Below are 17691 nucleotides of genomic sequence, written 5' to 3'. Positions count from 1 at the left end.
TCAGTAGACGTCCCGGACATAGCGCTTCTCCGCCGAAAGAGCCTTCACGTACGCCTCGGCACTGCGAGGAGCCAGTTTTCCGTGCTGAGCGACCACCCCGTTGAGGGCACTGTCGACGTCCTTGGCCATCCGGTTGGCATCGCCGCAGACGTAGAAGTGCGCTCCCTTCTGCAACCACTCCCACAGCAGTGCACCCCGCTCACGCATCCGGTCCTGCACGTAGACCTTGTCGGCTTGATCCCGGGAAAACGCGAGGTCGAGTTCGGTGAGGAATCCGTCCTTCCGCAATTCTTCGATTTCTTCGCGGTAGTAGAAGTCGGTCGCGGCGTGCTGTTCTCCGAAGAACAGCCAGTTCGGGCCCGTGTGCCCCAATGCCCGCCGCTCATGCAGGAAGGCACGGAACGGTGCAATGCCGGTCCCCGGACCGACCATGATCATCGGGGTCTCGGGATCGGAAGGTGGCCGGAAGTGGGTCGACTTCTGCACGTAGATACCGATGTCGTCATCGTGAGCGTGGTCGGCGAGGTAAGTCGAGCACACTCCACGCCGTGGGACACCCGCAACGTTGTATCGCACCGCGGACACCGTCAACTGCACTTCGCGTGGGTTCTCCTTCGGACTGGAAGATATCGAATACAGCCGCGGCTGAATCGGTTTGAGCAGCGAGAGCCATTCGTCTGTCGAGGCACGAACTTGCGACTGCGCGAGAATGTCGACGGACTGTCGTCCCCACGACCAGTCTTTGAACGTGGAGACATTCTCCGGCTTCAACAACTCGGCCAGGTCCGAATCGCGGGTTCGTTGATGCACGAATCGAATCATGTCGGTCGAGATTCGAGTGATCTCCAGGCGCTCGGTGAGCGCGGTACGCAGCGTCATTTCCCCGTACTGCCCCAGTTCGACGGTCTCGTCACCGTCGAGGCCGGTAAGGGTGAGCCACTCGTCGACAAACGGAGAGCTGTTTCGGGGCCAGACTCCGAGAGCGTCGCCGGCTTCGTAACTGACCGTGTCACCTGGAAGGTGAAAGCCCAACTGCCGCACGTCTTTGGAAGAACCCGGACGGTTGAGCACGACATTGCGCGTCAAGGCTGTGGTCAGCGGCGCCTTCTTGTTGTATCGCAGCGGCGGCGACATCGCCGGTGAAATCGGCGCGGCTGCAAAGGTTGTCCCAGAATTCTTCTTTGCAACGAGGACGTCGGTCGTCTCGCCGGCCACCGAGCTCCGAAGCTCAGCCGTGACCGCCTCCAGCCATCCAGCAGCGGTGTCCTCGAAATCGGGCTCGCAGTCGGCGCGATCGACGATACGACTGGCTCCCAGTTCGGCAAGGCGGGCGTCGAGCTTTCGTCCGTGTCCACAGAAGTCGGCATAGTTCGAGTCGCCGAAAGCGATGACTGCATAACGTGTCTCGGACATGCGGGGCGCCGTGTCAGCAGACAACGCATCCCAGAAACCGCTGCCGTTGTCCGGGGATTCGCCGTCACCGGAGGTACTGGTGATCAGCAGGACCTCTCTGGTAGCTGCCAGGTCGGCGGCCGGGAATTCGTCCATCGCGTGCATCACGACGGGCAAGCCGATTCCCCCGAGACGAGTGGCGCACTCAGCAGCGAATTCTTCCGCGTTTCCGGTCTGCGATGCCCAGAGCACCACGATCGGCGCGCGCTCGGATCCAATACTCGGACTCGATGACAACGCAGGCCCGTCGGTGTCAGGAAGTGAGATCCGCGAGTACAGGCCGGCCAGAACACCGTCGACCCACATCCGCTTTTCGGCATCGAAGGGTGCCGTCGACGGCAAGGTAGGTACCCCGGCAGTGCGATCGGCGTCCGCACGCAACGCAGCGAGAAGGCCGGCCAGGTAGCTCTGCTGGAGCGCATCGAATACCACTGCAGGTGTTCCTGTTTGACCGAGGACATCCGCGAGGACATCGGTTCGCGACAACGCCCGATCAGCTGGCGCGGGAGCCACCAGCGCCGCCTCGGCGAGCACTGTTTCAGGTGTGTTCACGGCGACCTTCGTCATAGTGACAGCGCAGGCTTTGAACTCCGGTTGCTGCGAGGCAGGGTCGATGGCGTCGTTGGTGACGGCGTTGATGGACAGATATTCACCGAAGGCGTCGTTCCAGTGAAATGGGGCAAAGCAGTTCCCCGGACGCACTCGGTCGGTGACAACAGCCGGAAGCACAGCGCGACCGCGGCGTGAGGCAACCTCGATCGCATCCTGGTCGACGATACCGAGCCTGGCGGCGTCGTCGGGATGGATCTCGACGAAGGGACCTGGGTTGAGCTTGTTCAACTTGGCCACCTTGCCGGTCTTGGTCATGGTGTGCCACTGGTGCGCGAGACGACCGGTGTTGAGCAGGAAGGGGTAGTCGTCGTCGGGCATTTCGGCGGGAAGCATGTGCGGCCGTGCGAAGAACATCGCACGGCCAGTGGCGGTGGGAAATGCGAGCCGCGGAGTGCTGCCGTCCTCGCGGATCAGGAGCCTTTGACTGACACCGTCATTGACGTATCGGATGGGATGACGGTCCTGATCACTGTCTGGCGGGCATGGCCACTGAATCGATGTCTTGCGGAGGCGCTCGTAGGTGACGCCGCGTAAGTCGTAGCCGGTCTTCGGATTCCAGAACTGCTTGATCTCTTCGAACACCTCTTCGGCACAGGTGTAGGTGAACGCTTCGGCGTACCCCATCTCGCAGGCGATCCGGGCGATGATCTGCCAATCAGGCAGCGCCTGCCCAACCGGATCCAGTGCCTGCTGAAAGAGCGTCAGGTTGCGTTCGGAATTGATCATCACTCCGTCGGACTCTGTCCACAGCGAAGCAGGCAGCAGAACATCGGCGTATTCGTTGGTCTCGGTGCCCAGGAAAGCATCCTGGGTGATGACGAGGTCGGCCTTCTCCAAGCCGTCGATGACGGTCTTGCGGTTGGCTACCGTCGCAACGGGATTGGTGCAGATGATCCAGCACGCTTTGATGTCGCCCGCCGCCATTCGGGAGAACATGTCGATGGTGCCACCGCCGATGTCGGTGCGCAGCGAGCCCTGCGGGATCCCCCATCGGTCCTCGACGAAGTCGCGATCGGCGTCGACCATCACGGCGCGCTGACCTGGCAAACCTGGCCCCATGTAGCCCATTTCACGCCCACCCATGGCGTTCGGCTGACCGGTCAACGAGAACGGACCGCTGCCGGGCTTGCAGATCGCACCGGTCGCAAGGTGAAGGTTGCAGATGGCGTTGGTGTTCCACGTGCCGTGGGTGCTCTGGTTCAAACCCATTGTCCAACAGCTCATCCAGTTGACGGCCTCACCGATCCACTGCGCTGCCGTGTGGATGTCGGCTTCGGAGATACCGGTGATCTCGCTGACCTTCGCAGGCGTGTACTCCGCGAGGAAACTGGGCATGACCTCCCAGCCTTCGGTGAAGTCGGCGATGAAGTCCGGATCTGTGTGGCCGTTTACGACGAGCAGGTGGAGTAGTCCGTTGAGTAGCGCGAGATCGGTGCCGGGAGCGATCTGCAGGAACAAGTTCGCCTTGTCGGCGGTGGCGGTGCGTCGAGGATCGACGACGATCAGCTTCGCGCCTGCCTTGACCCGCTCCTGCATTCGGAGGAAGAGGATCGGATGGCAGTCCGCCATGTTCGCGCCGGTCACGAAGAACACGTCGGCATGTTCGACGTCCTGATAGGAACCGGGCGGTCCGTCGGCCCCGAGCGATTGCTTGTATCCGGTGCCGGCACTTGCCATGCACAAACGGGAATTCGATTCGATCTGATTGGTCCCGATGAAGCCCTTGGCCAGTTTGTTCGACAGGTACTGAGCTTCGAGTGACATCTGCCCGGACACGTACAACGCAAACGCGTCGGGACCGTGCTCGTCGATTATTGCCCGCAGGCGCTGGGCGGTGTCAGTGATGACTGCGGCCATGTCCGCCGCTTCGATCGCATCACCTCGGCGCGGACGGCGATATGCAGATTCCATGCGCCCCGGGCCGGCGAGCATGTCTGCGGTCGTGGTGCCTTTGGTGCACAGACGCCCGAAGTTGGTGGGATGTGTCTTCAGACCGGAAGACTTCGCAGCCTTCCGACGCCCCGTCTCGGGATCGGTGATGATGTCGAGGACAAGACCACAGCCCACCCCGCAGTATGCGCAGAGTGTGTCGACACTGGTGGTGGTGAGTTGAGCGCCCATCGATTCATGCATCCCTTCGACCGAGGATCAAGGTCGACTTCTATCTTCGGATGCAGTTGTTTCGGGAGTTCATGCCCGATGTTGCGTATCAATCACTCTTTCCTCACCGCGACCTTCGGACCGATGTGCGGTCCCGGGACCAGCGGTCGTCGACGTGCAGCTGTACGCGAATGCCCAGTTCTACGCTCTGCCGCCGAATCGAGCGATGTAGTGCCAAACCTTCTTGACGTCCTGCGGATCGAAGGATGCACCCCGTGCGAGCCCCAGGACGGCAGGCGTCAGCCGCCTGCCGTGCGCAATTTCTCGGGCAAGGTCGATCACGGCCGCTCCCCGGTATTCGGGATGTTCGGCTATCTCGTCGACATCGACCGCGTATCCCTCGTGCCACAGCACCGGGCACGTGAGCGAGTGGGCGATCTCTTCGATCCGTGTGCCCCGGTAACTCGGATCCAGAACGAGCGCCTCGACGTCCGTCCCGATGTCGACGACGCCGTGAACGTGCGCCTCGATGTAGTGGTCGAGCGGATCGTCGAGCTCGGCAGCCCGTGCGGCGTCGACCAAGCTCATCGCTTCGGCCGTTCCGAGGGCTCTCGCTCGTCGTAAGCTCCGCCGAATATCCGACTCTCCCAACGCCAACGATCGCCGCCGTGATGCGCCGTCAGTCCGCCGTTGCTCGTTCGAGTCTCGAACTGGGTCACATAGGTGCCTTGACGTGCGATCGAGGCCAGTGTCAGACCACGTTCAGACGGGAGGTCCGGATGAAAGTGCAACGTCACCCGGTGATTTCGATCCAACGGGCCGCCCTTCGAGAGACCGCTCACGTGCGCAATCGCGGCAGACCAAGGAGTGGAATCAACAGGCATTCGCCCATTATCCGGATATGGAAGCAGCGCCGGTGAAGAAATCGACCAGTGAATACGGTGTGCCTTCACCGAGGCAGAGATCAAGGATCACGTGCGAGTCCGCGGCCTCGGATGCGCTGCGCACGAACATCGCTTCTTCGTACTCGGCGAGTGCCCCTTCGATGTCGTCGGGGTGCGTGGCGATCGCCTTTCCCAGTTCGGCGCCGTCGAACATCGCCAAGTTCGCACCCTCACCGGACGGGGACATCAGGTGCGCCGCGTCACCGAGGAGCGTCACCCCAGGCACGCGATCCCATCGGTGCTCGTCGGGAAGTGCATGGATCGCGCGCGGAATCGGAGCGGTTTCGCCATCGGTGATCAGCGCCGTGAGTTCCGGTGCCCAACCGTCGAACTCGGCCGCGACCCGCGCTGTCGCAGCGGCGGCGTCGGTGAAATCGATACCGGCAAACCACTCCGCCGGACGGTTCAGCTGAACGTAGGTGTGCACGATGTCTCCCGCCTCTCGATGCGCGGCGATCGCTTTTCCTGGTGCGGGCGCGTACATCGCCCCGTCCCCGACGGCTTCGGCTGCAGCCGAATGCTTCTCGTCGACGTCGTAGAGGTAGGTCTCGACGAACGTGGTGCCGACGTATTCCGGCTTCGCATCGGAGAGCAGCGGCCGGACCTTCGACCAGGCACCGTCTGCACCGACGAGAAAGTCGGTGGTCACTGTCGAACCGTCGACGAAGGTCAACTCGTGGCGATCATCTCCGAGCGAGCGCACAGTGTCGACTTTGCGTCCCCATTCGATCGTGTAGTCCGGAAGGGAATCAATCAGGATTCGACGGAGGTCGCCGCGCAGCACCTCGGGACGTGCTCCCGTGCCGTCGTCGGGTTCGTCGAGGAGCACGGCGGCGTGTTGATCGAGTACGCGCGACGCGGCGCCGCCCGCGTGGATGATCGCGCGGAACTCGTCGGTAAGGCCGGCAGCGTCGAGCGCGGCCTGACCGTTGTGTTCGTGGATGTCGAGTTGACCGCCCTGCGTGCGAGCTTCTGCCGACAGTTCCGCCTCGTAGATCTTCGACCGAATTCCATGAACGTGAAGGACACGCGCGAGGGTCAGACCGCCGAGGCCCGCCCCGATGATCGTTATCGAGTTGCTCATGTTTGTTTCCTTTCAGGCTTCGATTGGAACGTCGTTCCAATGACATCTTGGAACGGCGTTCCAGATATGTCAAGATGGTTCGCATGGCGACCAGGAATCAGCGGACCGAAAGACGTACGGATGCGCTCTCGAAGGAGCGAATCGTCGAGGCTGCGATCGAGATCCTCGACGACGAGGGCGAAGCCGCGCTGACATTTCGCGCACTCTCCGCACGCCTGGCAACAGGTAGCGGGGCGATTTACTGGCACGTTGCCAACAAGAGCGAACTGCTCGCCGCGGCGACCGACGACGTCATCGCCCGCGTGACAACCGGTGCAACCGAAGGTGCAGCCCCACGGGAGGCGATCCGGACCATCACCCTCGGCGTGTTCGACGCGATCGACGCCCACCCCTGGGTCGGCACCCAACTCTCACGTGAACCGTGGCAATCAGCGGTGATGCAGATCTTCGAAAGTCTCGGCGAGCAACTCCAGGCGCTCGGCGTTCCCGAATCGGCACAGTTCGACTGCGCGTCCGCGCTCCTGAACTACGTGCTCGGTCTCGCCGGACAGTACGCCGCGGGCGCCCGTCTGCTCCCCCGTGAGACAGATCGGTCCGCTTTCCTCGCGGGCGTCGCCACGCGATGGGAAGAACTCGACTCTGCGAAGTACCCGTTCCTCAATCAGGTGACGGCGCAGTTGCGCGACCACGACGACCGAGAACAGTTTCTGGCAGGCATCGAGCTCATCCTCGCGGGGATCGACACCGTCCGATAGCGGCCGTAGCCGTCAGCGTGAATGAACAGCGGTGTTGGATCCGAGCGCTATATCGAGGAAATCTCTTGCCGCACCGCGCAATCCGCGATCGGGATCCCAGACGGCTTGGAGTCGACGCGGCATCCGCAAGCCGTCGACGTTGACCGCGACCAGTCGGCCGTCCGTCAGGTCGGCGGCAACTGCCAGCGACGACAGAACAGCCGGGGCGTTGCCTGCCACCACCGCAGCCTTGACAGCGGTACACGAGGTGAGCTCGAGCAGCGGCGGCACACAATCGGGAACAGCATTCTCGAGCGTCAGGCGCGTACCGGACCCTGATTCTCGCTGAATCAGCGGTGTGCGTGCGAGTTCCTCGACCGGAACGGGCACACCATTCGCCCAGTCGTGTCCCGGCGGCACAACCACGACGAGGTGATCACGCGCTACTTCGCACGACGCGAGCGCCGACGGCACATCCGGCCCTTCGACAAATCCGATATCGGCCTGGCCGGCCTGAACTTGAGCAGAGACGTCCGAGGAATTGTGCAAGCTCACCGACGCCACGACGTTGGGGAACTTGTGCCGCATCGCGACCGTCCATCCGGGAACCAGATACTCGGCGATGGTCATGCTGGCGGCAACCGTGACGGCAGCATCACGTTCACCGCGAAGTGCGGCAACTCCCGATGCCATTTCCTCGGCACTGACGAGGATGTGACTTGCCCACTCGAGAATCAGACCGCCCTCGGCGGTGGGACGAACACCGGTCGCCGCTCGATCGAACACCTTGATTCCGAGTTGGCGTTCGACCGAACGCACCCGGGCGCTGACCGCCTGCTGACTGAGTCCGTGCTCCCGGCCGGCAGCACCCATGCTGCCCAGACGCCCTACGGAAAGGAGGACGTCGAGGGCACTGAGTTCCGGCACCCGAGGAGACAACGACATAGTCCCAAGATTAGACCCACAAGGCGAGTTTGTGGGCATTCAAGAACAACCGGTCTACCGGTACGGACCGGATGAGACGACAGTGAAATACATGACCACCACAACGAGTTCCACCTTCGCCCACATCACTCCGAACTGGTTCGCGGCAGCGATGGGAACGGGAATCGTGTCGGTAGCCGCCGCTTCGCTCGAACCGGAGATCGAGGGCTTGAAACTGGTCTCCGAGATCTTCTGGGTTCTGGCGGTTCTCGTACTGTGCGCCTTGATCGGAGCATTTGCCACCCATTGGTCACAACATCGATGTCAGGCCCTCGCCTACCTGCACAGCCCCGCGATGTTCCCCTTCTACGGCGCCGTCGCAATGGCACTGCTGACCGTGGGATCCGCAACCGGCATCACCGGCCCGGACTTCCTCGGCCACGACGTGGCGATCACCGTGTCGCTGACACTGTGGACACTCGGCACGGCACTCGGCCTGGTCACCTACGTCGTGATGATGATTCGACTCGTTCGAGATGCCGGGATGGCGACGGCAATGCCGTTCTGGCTCATGCCCGTCGTACCTCCGATGGTCTCGGCCACCACCGGCGCAGCGGTCAGCACCCACATGCCCGAAGGCGCTCCACGCATCGCGGTACTGGTTTTCTGCTACATCCTGTTCGCTCTGGCGCTGACCGCCGCCATCGGCATTCTGGTAGCCGTCGCCAGGCAGTTCGCACGCAACCGTTCGGCCGGCGTCGACGTGATCCCGTTCAATGCCATTCCCTCACTGTGGATTCCGTTGGGCGTGATCGGACAGTCGATCGCGGCATCCAACCTGTTGGCCGCCGCCTCACGGCATGCACTCAGCCCCGAGCATGCCGACACCCTGCACGAATTCGGGATCGCCTACGGAACCGTCGTCGGAATCATCGGCGTGATCGCGTTTGTCACCGTCACCGTCGTCACCATCCACGCACTGCGCCGCGGCTTGGACTTCTCGCTCGGCTGGTGGAGCTTCACCTTCCCCATCGGAGCATGTGCCGTCGGAGCGAATGCCTTCGGAGTCGCCACCGGTTCCACCCTGATCCTGGGAATCGCACTTGCCCTGCTGACCGTACTGATCCCCATCTGGGCAACCGTCGCGGTCAGGACCGTCCGGTCGATCCGCAGTGGAGTTCTACCGGCGGCTGCATGAATTCGCACCGATGAGTTTTGGCTCGCCGTACGGTCTGTACTCACGTAGACCATTGTCGAGAGCAGGAGTACACGGTGAGTCAGTTATTGCGAGTGCAGAATTTCGGCGTTTCGAGTGACGGAATAGCCTGCGGTCCGGACCAGAGCTTCGAGAGCCCGTTCGGCCTGGACCACGGTGAAATGTTTGCGTGGGCAGGAGCTACGGCCAGCTGGCCCAATCGCACCGATCCCGGCGGCAGCCGAGGCCTCGACGACTATTTCACGCGGGACTTCTCCAACAACATCGGCGCCGAAATCATGGGCCGCAACAAATTCTCACCCTACCGCGGCCCTTGGGAGAATCTCGAGTGGCAGGGCTGGTGGGGCGACGAGCCACCGTTCCACACCCCGGTTTTTGTCTTGACCCACCACGTGCGGCCGTCGTTCACGCTATCGGACACGACATTCCACTTCGTCGACGCCGACCCCGCGACGGCCCTCGCGCAGGCACGTGAGGCAGCGCAGGGCAAGGACGTTCGACTCGGCGGCGGAGTCAGCACTATCCGTGAATTCCTCGACGCCGATCTGGTCGACACGATGCACATCGCTGTCTCCCCGATCGAATTCGGATCCGGTCTACGACTGTGGGAGACACCTGACGAGTTACTCGACCGCTTCAACCTCGACGTTGTGCCGAGCCCGAGCGGCGTGACGCACCACCTGTTCTGGCGGAAGTGACGTGTTGGGGCAGCTCCGTAAACGGGAGCTGCCCCAACAGTTACGCACTATTCGCCGGTCTCGACCTGGCGCCCCGACTGGTACCACGCCATCGTTCCACCGGCCACCGAAACGGCATTGATGCCGCGAGCCTGCAGATACTCAGCGGCTTGCAAGCTCCGACCACCGACGGCGCAGATGATGTACACCGTTTCCGCGTCCGGAATTTCACCCACGCGAGAGACGAATTCGCTGAGCGGAATGAGCGTCGCACCGGGAACTCGGACCTGAGCGAACTCGTCGGCCTCACGGACGTCGATCAACGGCTCACCCGCTGCCAAAGCCGTGTCCAGTGCATTCAAATCGACTTCCAACATTTCTTCTGCGCCTGCCTTCGTGTTCGCTGCTGTCCGAATAGACGGTACCCGCGCGTTTTCGTGCAGCTCCCTTTACGATCTGACAATGACCAATACGGTTCCCGAAAAGTCCGGTTTTTGGAGTCGCCCCACCGTATGGAAAGTGCTCCTGCTGATCGTCGTCTACCTGGCGTTCTATCTTGCTGTCGGGCAGGTTACCTCCAGGGTTTTTGCAGACCAGATCGACACGGACAATGTCGTGGCAAGCGCCTCCAGCATCCTCCTCGGCGTCGCATTGCCCATCGCGATCGGCGGGATCGCCCTGCTGGTTTTCACGACAAAGGTCGGCTGGCTGCGCGGCGTCTTCGGCCCACAACCCATTCGTGGGCGCGGTTGGATGTGGATCGGTCCGATCATCGTGGTCGCCGCCATTGTTGCGCATCTGGCGGGAACCGATTGGAGCGCCTGGACCACCGGCGAGGTAATCGCCCTGCTGGTGCTCGGTGCGTGCGTCGGCCTGACCGAGGAATTGGCCACCCGTGGCCTGGCAGTGAAGATGCTGCGCGACGCCGGCCACCGCGAGCGCTTTGTCGCCGTCGTGTCTTCACTGGTGTTTGCACTCATGCACACGGTCAACCTGATCGCCGGGATGAAGCCGTCGACCGTCCTTGTCACCGTGGTCTACACCTTCGGTTTCGGTATGTGCATGTACCTGACAATGCGTGTGACGGGCACGATCTGGGCCGCAATCGTGTTACACGGCCTCACCGACCCCACCACAATTCTCTCGACCGGCGGGCTGGACACTTCGGTGACCACGGAAGTGAGCGGCGCCGCCGCCATCACCTCTCTACTGACGGTCCTCTTGGTCGTCTTCGGGGTGATCGCCGTCTTCCTCATCCGAGATCGAATCGGCGAAGATCGGCACACACCCGTCTCGGCCTGACCGACCGCGACCGTACAAGACATACTTGTGCCCATGCCTTCTCGAACCAAGTACTCGTTCGCCGTCGTGACTGCATCGTGTGTGCTGGCACTCTCCGGTGCCGTCACTCATGCCACCGCGGGGGTTCCGACAACTCCCGAAGTCGCGACCACCGAATCCATCGCGTCGGAATCGATCAGCGATCTGTATGCAGCCCAGGGCGCGCACGAAGTGGCTGCCGATTCAGTTCCCGGGTACCAACTGTTCTACCCAGCCGACTTGTCGTCTGATGGCAATCGGCATCCCGTCGTCACCTTCGGCAACGGCAGCTATGCGACTTACGAAGAGTACGAAGCGCTCCTGCAGCATCTCGCTTCTTGGGGTTTTGTCGTTGTGGTGGCCGACAGCAGCGTCACCGGCGACGGGACGGAGATCTTGGGGGCTGCCCAGTACGTCGTCGATCAGAACACCAACGCTGACAGCATTTTTCACCAGCGGATCGACACCGACAACATTGCCTCGGTCGGACACTCCCAGGGCGCCGGTGGCGCGATCAACGCGGCAACCCAGTCCGCGAATCTGATCACCGCCACGGCGGTACTCGATTTGCCTGACCCGTGGTGGGCCTCGCGACCTGTCGACGTGATCGACGTGGCCCAGTTGACCGGACCGACGTTCTTCATGACCGGCGCCGACGACCCGGTCTCCACCGCCGATCCGCAAGCTGAGTACTTCGACAAAACCGCCGGACCGGCGGTCCGCGGCAGACTGCTTGGCGTCGGCCACAATTGGGCCGCAGATGGCGAAGGATTCCGGGGCTACCTCACCGCATGGCTGAGATTCACCCTGAGCGGCGACCAGACTGCCGCAAGTGCATTTGTCGGCGACTCGGCGGAAATCCTCACCGATCCCCGTTGGGACCGGCAAGCGATCAAGGGTTTGTGATGACGATCTTGCCGTAGGCCTGCCCGGATTTCTGCTGCTCGAAAGCGTCAGCGAGGCGGTCGAGGCTGTAGGAAGAATCTATGACGGGACGAAGCGCCAGGCTCTCCAGCCCGGCGACCATCTCCTCCTGATGTGCACGACTGCCCACCAAAACACCTTCGATGGTGACCTGTTTGGTCAGTAGCGAAGTCAGGTCGATCGACGACGAGGGGCCGTTCATGATGCCAAGCGCGCAGATTCGCCCGCCTGGTCGGACTGCCGCCAGAGATTGGCCGAGGGTGGACGGCCCGCCGACGTCGAGGACGAGGTCGATCCCGCCGCTGAGCCGCATCGCTTCCGAACCCCAGTCCGGGCGCTCACGGTAGTTGACCACGTGATCGGCACCGAGCTCGACCAATCGAGCCATCTTGTCGGGGGCCGACGAGGTTGCGATCACCTGGGCTCCAACAGCTTTGGCCAGCTGGACGGCAAACAACGCTACCGTGCTGGTCCCAGGGATCAACACCGACGACCCTGGGATGATCGGGACTCCGGCAAATAGTGCGCGCCACGCTGACAATCCCGCGGTGGGCAAGGTAGCGGCTTCCTCGTAGGTGTAGTTTCGCGGCATCACTGTCACAGCAGATACCGGCACGGTGACGGTGTCGCGGGCGAACCCGTCGACACCGTCACCCGGCGAATTTCCGAATCCGTCGAAATCCGGTGTGCCGCTCCGCCAATGCGGCAAATAGGTGCTCATCACGCGATCTCCGACGCTGAACTGTGTTACGCCGTCTCCGACCGCAACGACCTCCCCGGCAGCATCGGACAACAGGATCCGCGGACCGTCGGTTGCTATCTCTCCGGTCGCCACGAGGTAGTCATGGTGGTTGAGCGAATTCGCGTGGATCGCGATCGTCACCTCACCCGCACCCGGGCCCGGGGTCTCGATCGTCCTCGATTCGAGGTTGTTCAATCCTCCAGGCGGGAGTACGTACACGGCGCGGTTGGTCATGGTGTGGATCCTCGCACGAATGGTGATCGGGTGACGTTCGGAAAGGGTTCTGCTGCTCAGAGGAGAGAAGCGGTGAACCCTCCGTCGAGAACCAGGCTGCTGCCGTTGCACCACGACGACTGGTCGCTCGCAAAGAACACTGCGGCGGCGGCAACTTCCTCGGTCCGGCCATAGCGCGTCTGCTTCGTGACCATCAAGTCGTCGAATCCCCCGGACTCGAGGCCGAGGGCATTCTCGAAATCCTGCTGGTGACTCTTGACCAGGTCGGTATCGATGAATCCGGGCAGCAATGCATTCGCGCGGATTCCGTGGAAGCGAAGTTCGGCTGACAGGGTTTCGGTGAGATTGCGAACTGCTGCTTTGGCTGCGGCATAGCTGCCGATCAAAGGCGAGCCGGTGGTCGACGAGATCGACGAGATGTTCACGATCGAACCGCCACCGGATGCGACGAGAGCGGGCAGCGAATGACGCACTGTCAAGAACACTCCATCGAGGTTGACCGACATCACTTTCCGCCAGTCCTCGAACGAGGTCTCGATCAGCGGGGTCGTGGTGGCGATACTGGCGTTGGGTACTACGACGTTCAGTCCGCCGAACTCTTCGACCGCTCTGGCGACGAGATCCTTGACCTGCTGTTCGTCGGTGACATCAGTTGTGACAGCGATAGCTCCGTCGATCGAGTCCGCCACTGCCTGTGCTGCGCCACCGTTGATGTCGGAGACCACGACCCTCGCGCCCTCCGCCCCGAACGCCCGGGCAATGGCGGCGCCGATTCCGGCACCTGCGCCGGTGACAATTGCAACTTTGTTCGCGAGAAGATCGGACATGTCAGCGTTCCCCTCAATTCTCGGTCGGGACGTAGAAAAGCAATTCGGGTCCGGTGTCGCCGGTGGTCGCGATGGCCTCGGACATGTCGAGAGTTCCGTCGCCCAAAGCACTTCCCAACGCCTGCGCGGTGCCCGCGAGATCTTCCGTGTCGAGTTGATAGATGCTCAGGTAGCGGCGCGCGGGCAATGCATCCTCGGGCAGCAACTGCACATCCGCCAGGAAGAATCTGGAGGCGGAGACAACTCCGGGCACTCGTTCGACGACCTGCGGAATATGCACGTCGTCGTACCAGCGGTTGAACGCATCCTCCGAAGACGGATCGGCGGGGTGTACGTGTGCGACGAGAATCGCTGTGCTCATGAAGTTCCTCTTCGACTCGAAGTGCTTTTGGTTCAGCGCGTTTGGAAGGCGACGATATTCACGCGCAAGGCAACTGACCGCGGCTGCGTGTGGTGAATCGATCGCGCTCAAACGACAACCCTAGGGAGCAAATGTGACCCGCACCATATGCTCGGAGGTCAGAGTTGAGCTCCACATTTGTCCTCTCGGCACAAAACTGTCTCTCGGCACTAACACGGTGGCCAGAATCAGGCGTTAACGGAAGTCTCGCGATTTGGCCGTTACTCGCAGATCCATCAGCTGCATCCGGTCTGCCACGACGGTGACAGCGCCTTCTGCATTCTGCACCTTCCCTCGAATAAGCAACGCCGGCGCCGTATTTGCCAATTTTCGGTACTTTGCCCACAACCCCACCGAACACACGACGTTGACCATGCCGGTTTCGTCCTCGAGGTTGATGAACGTGACGCCCGCAGCTGTGGCCGGACGCTGCCGGTGTGTGACTGCTCCCCCCACCAGCACACGGTCACCGTCCGGGATGTCGAGAAGTCTCGACGCCGGCACCACGCCGAGCGCGTCGAGCTGTGGGCGGAGGAATTGTGTCGGGTACGTGTCGGGAGATACTCCTGTCGCCCAGACATCCGCCGCCGCTAATTCGACGTCGCTCATGCCGGGCAAGGTGGGAGCTGTGACCGACGCACCGATACCGGGCAAGCGGTCGGGGCGCTCCCCCGCCGCAGCGCCCGCTGCCCACAGCGCTTCTCTACGCGAGATACCGAAGCTGGCTAGCGCACCGGCGGTCGCCAGCGATTCAGCTTGTGCGGTAGTCAGTTCCACCCGCCCCGTCAGATCGAGAAACGACGTGAACGGTCCACCGAGGTCGCGCTGTTCGACAATTTTCTCGGCGAGTGCATCGCCGATGTTGCGCACTTCCCCCAGCCCCAGCCGAACCTCGAATCCACCTGCCTCGACGGTGGCATGCGCGAGGCTGACATTGATGTCTGCACCGTGTACCTGCACTCCGTGCCGGCGCGCATCGGCAACCAAGGACTGCGGCGAGTAGAAACCCATGGGCTGCGCGCGCAGAAGTCCGGCGCAGAACGCAGCGGGATGATGAAGTTTGAACCACGAGGAGTAGAAGACCAGCGCGGCAAAACTCTGTGAATGGCTTTCCGGGAAACCGAAATTAGCGAATGCATAAAGCTTTTCGTAGATCCGGTCGGCAACCTCGTCACCGATGCCGTGTAGGTCTCGCATGCCCTGATAGAACCTCGCGCGCAGTTGTTCCATCTTCTCGGTGGAGCGTTTCGATCCCATTGCCCGACGCAATTGATCGGCCTCGGACGGCGTGAAGCCCGCAACGTCGACGGCCATCTGCATCAACTGTTCCTGGAACAGCGGAACCCCCAACGTGCGTTCGAGTGCCTTCTCGAGCGACGGATGGTCGTAGGACACAGGTTCGAGTTTGTTGCGCCGACGAATGTACGGATGCACTGATCCGCCTTGGATCGGCCCCGGACGGATGAGCGCGACCTCGACTACCAGGTCGTAGAAGTTTCGAGGCTTCAGACGCGGCAGTGTCGCCATCTGCGCACGTGATTCCACTTGGAACACACCCACCGAATCTGCCCGCTGCAACATCTCGTACACCGCTGTTTCCGACAGATCGAGTTGCGCCAAATCGACTGTGATGCCTTTGTGTTCGGCTACCAGGTCCATCATGTAGTGCAAAGCTGAGAGCATGCCGAGGCCGAGCAGATCGAACTTGACCAGCCCAGCGGCAGCGCAATCGTCCTTGTCCCATTGCAGGACACTGCGATTGGCCATCCGCGCCCACTCCACCGGGCAGACGTCGGCGATGGGACGATCGCAGATGACCATGCCGCCCGAGTGGATACCGAGGTGCCGCGGATAGCCTTCGATCTGCGCCGCCAGTTCGAGTACCGGACGCGGAATATCGGTATCCGCATTCTTGTCGATACCACCCCACCGGCCGACCTGCTTACTCCACGCATCTTGCTGTCCCTGCGAAAAGCCCAGCGCCCGAGCCATGTCCCGCACCGACGACTTTCCTCGATAGGTGATGACATTGGCGACCTGCGCGGCATACGTACGCCCGTACTTCGCGTACACGTGCTGGATCGCCTCTTCCCGGCGGTCGGACTCGATGTCCACGTCGATGTCCGGCGGGCCGTCACGTTCAGGCGCAAGAAACCTCTCGAACAGCAGTTTGTTGCGAACCGGATCGACATTGGTGATGCCGATCGCGTAACACACCGCCGAGTTCGCAGCGGAACCTCTTCCCTGACAGAGGATGTCGTTGTTCTTGCAGAACGACACGATGTCATGCACCACCAGGAAATATCCGGGAAAGTTCAATCCCTCGATGATGGCAAGTTCATGTTCGAGCTGTTCGTATGCCTTCGGTGCACCTTCCGGCGGTCCGTAACGTTCCAGCGCCCCCACCATGGTGAGCTCACGCAACCACGACGCCTCGGTATGCCCGGCTGGCACGTCGAACGGTGGCAATTTGGGCGCGATGAGCTTGAGATCGAAAGCGCACTCACGACCAAGATCGGCGGCACCACTGACAGCCTCGGGATAGAGCGAGAACAGTGCCGCCATCTCCGCGCCGGACCGCAGGTGCGCTCCGCCGGTAGGGGCCAACCATCCTGCTGCCTCGTCCAAGCTTTGACGCGACCGCACAGCCGCCATTGCCATGGCGAGGCGTCGACGCGGAGGAGCGGCGAAGTGCGCGGCGGTGGTCGCCACCGTACGTAGTCCATGCTCTCTCGCCAATTCGGCCAGAACGGCATTGCGCTCGTCGTCCTCCGCCAACCCATGATGAGTGAGTTCCACCGACACTCGCTCCGCCCCGAAACGCTCGACCAGATCCCCCAAGGCATCCGCCGCTGCTTCGCGACCACCCGACGTCAAGGCTTGCCGCACATGACCTTTCCGGCACCCGGTCAGGATCTGCCAGTGGCCACCGGCCGCTTCGGTCAGCACGTCGTAGTCGTACTGCAGTTTGCCCTTCTCGCCGCCCGCCAGATGCGCGGCAGCGATCTCCCGCGAGAGCCGGCGATACCCTTCCTGCCCACGGGCAAGTACCAGGAGGTGCGTTCCACCGGGATCTGCCGTGCCGGTTCTGGGTACCGAATCCAGAGACAACTCGGCCCCGAACACGGTGCGCATTCCCCATTCACGTGCGGCTTCCGCAAACCTCACCACGCCGTAGAAGCCGTCGTGATCGGTGACGGCGATAGCTTCGAGCCCGAGACGCACTGCTTCCTCGACCAGCTCTTCCGGCGGTGATGCACCGTCGAGGAAACTGAAGGCCGAGTGAGCGTGCAGTTCTGCGTAAGGAACTACACCGGCACCACGGGTGAGCTCGCCCGCGTGGTACTCGCCGCGCTTTCTTGACCAGGCGGGGCTGTCGCTTCCATCGCCCGGAAACAAATCCTCATGTTCCACACGGCCGGGTCGTCCGGAAAGCACCCGTTCCATCTCGGACCACGTCGGCGGCCCATTTCCCCAACCCACACTGACCTCGCACCTGAT

At 62.2% G+C, this 17691-nt stretch carries 15 protein-coding genes; 5 read left to right on the top strand and 10 right to left on the bottom strand.

From position 1 onward, the window contains the following. The 4 genes from ASU23_RS26345 to ASU23_RS26335 form a co-directional block, all read right to left on the bottom strand. Nucleotides 1-4185, bottom strand: a complete 4185-nt coding sequence (locus ASU23_RS26345; protein WP_058039116.1) for a bifunctional nitrate reductase/sulfite reductase flavoprotein subunit alpha — start codon at nucleotides 4183-4185, stop codon at nucleotides 1-3. Nucleotides 4186-4365: 180 nt separating this feature from the next. Then, the gene (locus ASU23_RS26340; protein WP_253741504.1) at nucleotides 4366-4815 is read right to left on the bottom strand and encodes a DUF3626 domain-containing protein; all 450 of its coding nucleotides are present in this window, start codon (nucleotides 4813-4815) and stop codon (nucleotides 4366-4368) included. Continuing rightward, nucleotides 4749-5048, bottom strand: a complete 300-nt coding sequence (locus ASU23_RS34975; protein ID WP_253741493.1) for a DUF3626 domain-containing protein — start codon at nucleotides 5046-5048, stop codon at nucleotides 4749-4751. Before ASU23_RS34975 ends, ASU23_RS26340 begins: the two co-directional genes overlap by 67 nt. Nucleotides 5049-5055: 7 nt before the next feature. Next, complete coding sequence (locus ASU23_RS26335) at nucleotides 5056-6192, bottom strand: NAD(P)/FAD-dependent oxidoreductase (RefSeq protein WP_007727411.1); 1137 nt, start codon at nucleotides 6190-6192, stop codon at nucleotides 5056-5058. Nucleotides 6193-6266: 74 nt separating this feature from the next. Here ASU23_RS26335 and ASU23_RS26330 point away from each other — a divergent pair, with 74 nt between their 5' ends. Continuing rightward, nucleotides 6267-6947 (top strand): TetR/AcrR family transcriptional regulator, encoded by a 681-nt coding sequence (locus ASU23_RS26330; RefSeq protein WP_007727412.1) that lies wholly within the window; start codon nucleotides 6267-6269, stop codon nucleotides 6945-6947. A 12-nt stretch (nucleotides 6948-6959) separates the two neighbouring features. Here the strand turns inward: ASU23_RS26330 and ASU23_RS26325 are convergent, their stop codons facing one another. Beyond that, nucleotides 6960-7871 carry a LysR family transcriptional regulator gene (locus tag ASU23_RS26325; protein WP_030535095.1) on the bottom strand — a complete coding sequence of 304 codons (912 nt, stop codon included), beginning with the start codon at nucleotides 7869-7871 and terminating at the stop codon, nucleotides 6960-6962. A 91-nt stretch (nucleotides 7872-7962) separates the two neighbouring features. Between ASU23_RS26325 and ASU23_RS26320 the strand changes: the two genes are divergently transcribed. Together ASU23_RS26320 and ASU23_RS26315 are read left to right on the top strand one after the other, a co-directional pair. Beyond that, on the top strand, nucleotides 7963-9048 hold the full coding sequence (locus ASU23_RS26320) for a TDT family transporter (RefSeq protein ID WP_042449826.1): 1086 nt from the start codon (nucleotides 7963-7965) through the stop codon (nucleotides 9046-9048). 74 nt (nucleotides 9049-9122) lie between these two features. Beyond that, the gene (locus ASU23_RS26315; RefSeq protein WP_003940771.1) at nucleotides 9123-9764 is read left to right on the top strand and encodes a dihydrofolate reductase family protein; all 642 of its coding nucleotides are present in this window, start codon (nucleotides 9123-9125) and stop codon (nucleotides 9762-9764) included. 47 nt (nucleotides 9765-9811) lie between these two features. Here ASU23_RS26315 and ASU23_RS26310 read toward each other — a convergent pair whose 3' ends face one another. After that, entirely contained in the window at nucleotides 9812-10120 is a 309-nt protein-coding gene (locus ASU23_RS26310; protein WP_003940684.1) for a rhodanese-like domain-containing protein, read from the bottom strand. 85 nt (nucleotides 10121-10205) lie between these two features. On the opposite strand from ASU23_RS26310, the gene ASU23_RS26305 reads away from it, so the two are divergent. Beyond that, a complete protein-coding gene (locus ASU23_RS26305; protein ID WP_058039115.1) occupies nucleotides 10206-11045 on the top strand; it encodes a CPBP family intramembrane glutamic endopeptidase in 840 nt (279 codons plus the stop codon). Between the two features lie 33 nt (nucleotides 11046-11078). Further along, entirely contained in the window at nucleotides 11079-11969 is an 891-nt protein-coding gene (locus ASU23_RS26300; RefSeq protein ID WP_058039042.1) for an alpha/beta hydrolase, read from the top strand. Here the strand turns inward: ASU23_RS26300 and ASU23_RS26295 are convergent. The 4 genes from ASU23_RS26295 to ASU23_RS26280 form a co-directional block, all read right to left on the bottom strand. Further along, a complete protein-coding gene (locus tag ASU23_RS26295; protein WP_007727420.1) occupies nucleotides 11956-12963 on the bottom strand; it encodes an NAD(P)-dependent alcohol dehydrogenase in 1008 nt (335 codons plus the stop codon). The two genes, ASU23_RS26300 and ASU23_RS26295, sit on opposite strands and share 14 nt — an antisense overlap. Before the next feature lie 56 nt (nucleotides 12964-13019). Further along, complete coding sequence (locus ASU23_RS26290; RefSeq protein WP_058039041.1) at nucleotides 13020-13790, bottom strand: glucose 1-dehydrogenase; 771 nt, start codon at nucleotides 13788-13790, stop codon at nucleotides 13020-13022. 13 nt (nucleotides 13791-13803) lie between these two features. Then, entirely contained in the window at nucleotides 13804-14151 is a 348-nt protein-coding gene (locus ASU23_RS26285) for a hypothetical protein (protein ID WP_007727425.1), read from the bottom strand. Between the two features lie 234 nt (nucleotides 14152-14385). Next, nucleotides 14386-17673 (bottom strand): error-prone DNA polymerase, encoded by a 3288-nt coding sequence (locus ASU23_RS26280; RefSeq protein WP_058039040.1) that lies wholly within the window; start codon nucleotides 17671-17673, stop codon nucleotides 14386-14388. Nucleotides 17674-17691: the final 18 nt, after the last annotated feature.

The sequence above is a fragment of the Rhodococcus sp. KB6 genome (assembly GCF_001445685.1).
Taxonomy (GTDB): Bacteria; Actinomycetota; Actinomycetes; order Mycobacteriales; family Mycobacteriaceae; genus Rhodococcus_F; species Rhodococcus_F qingshengii.
The sequence above is the reverse complement of the archived record's forward strand: the minus strand, read 5'-3'. Positions and strand labels throughout refer to the sequence as shown.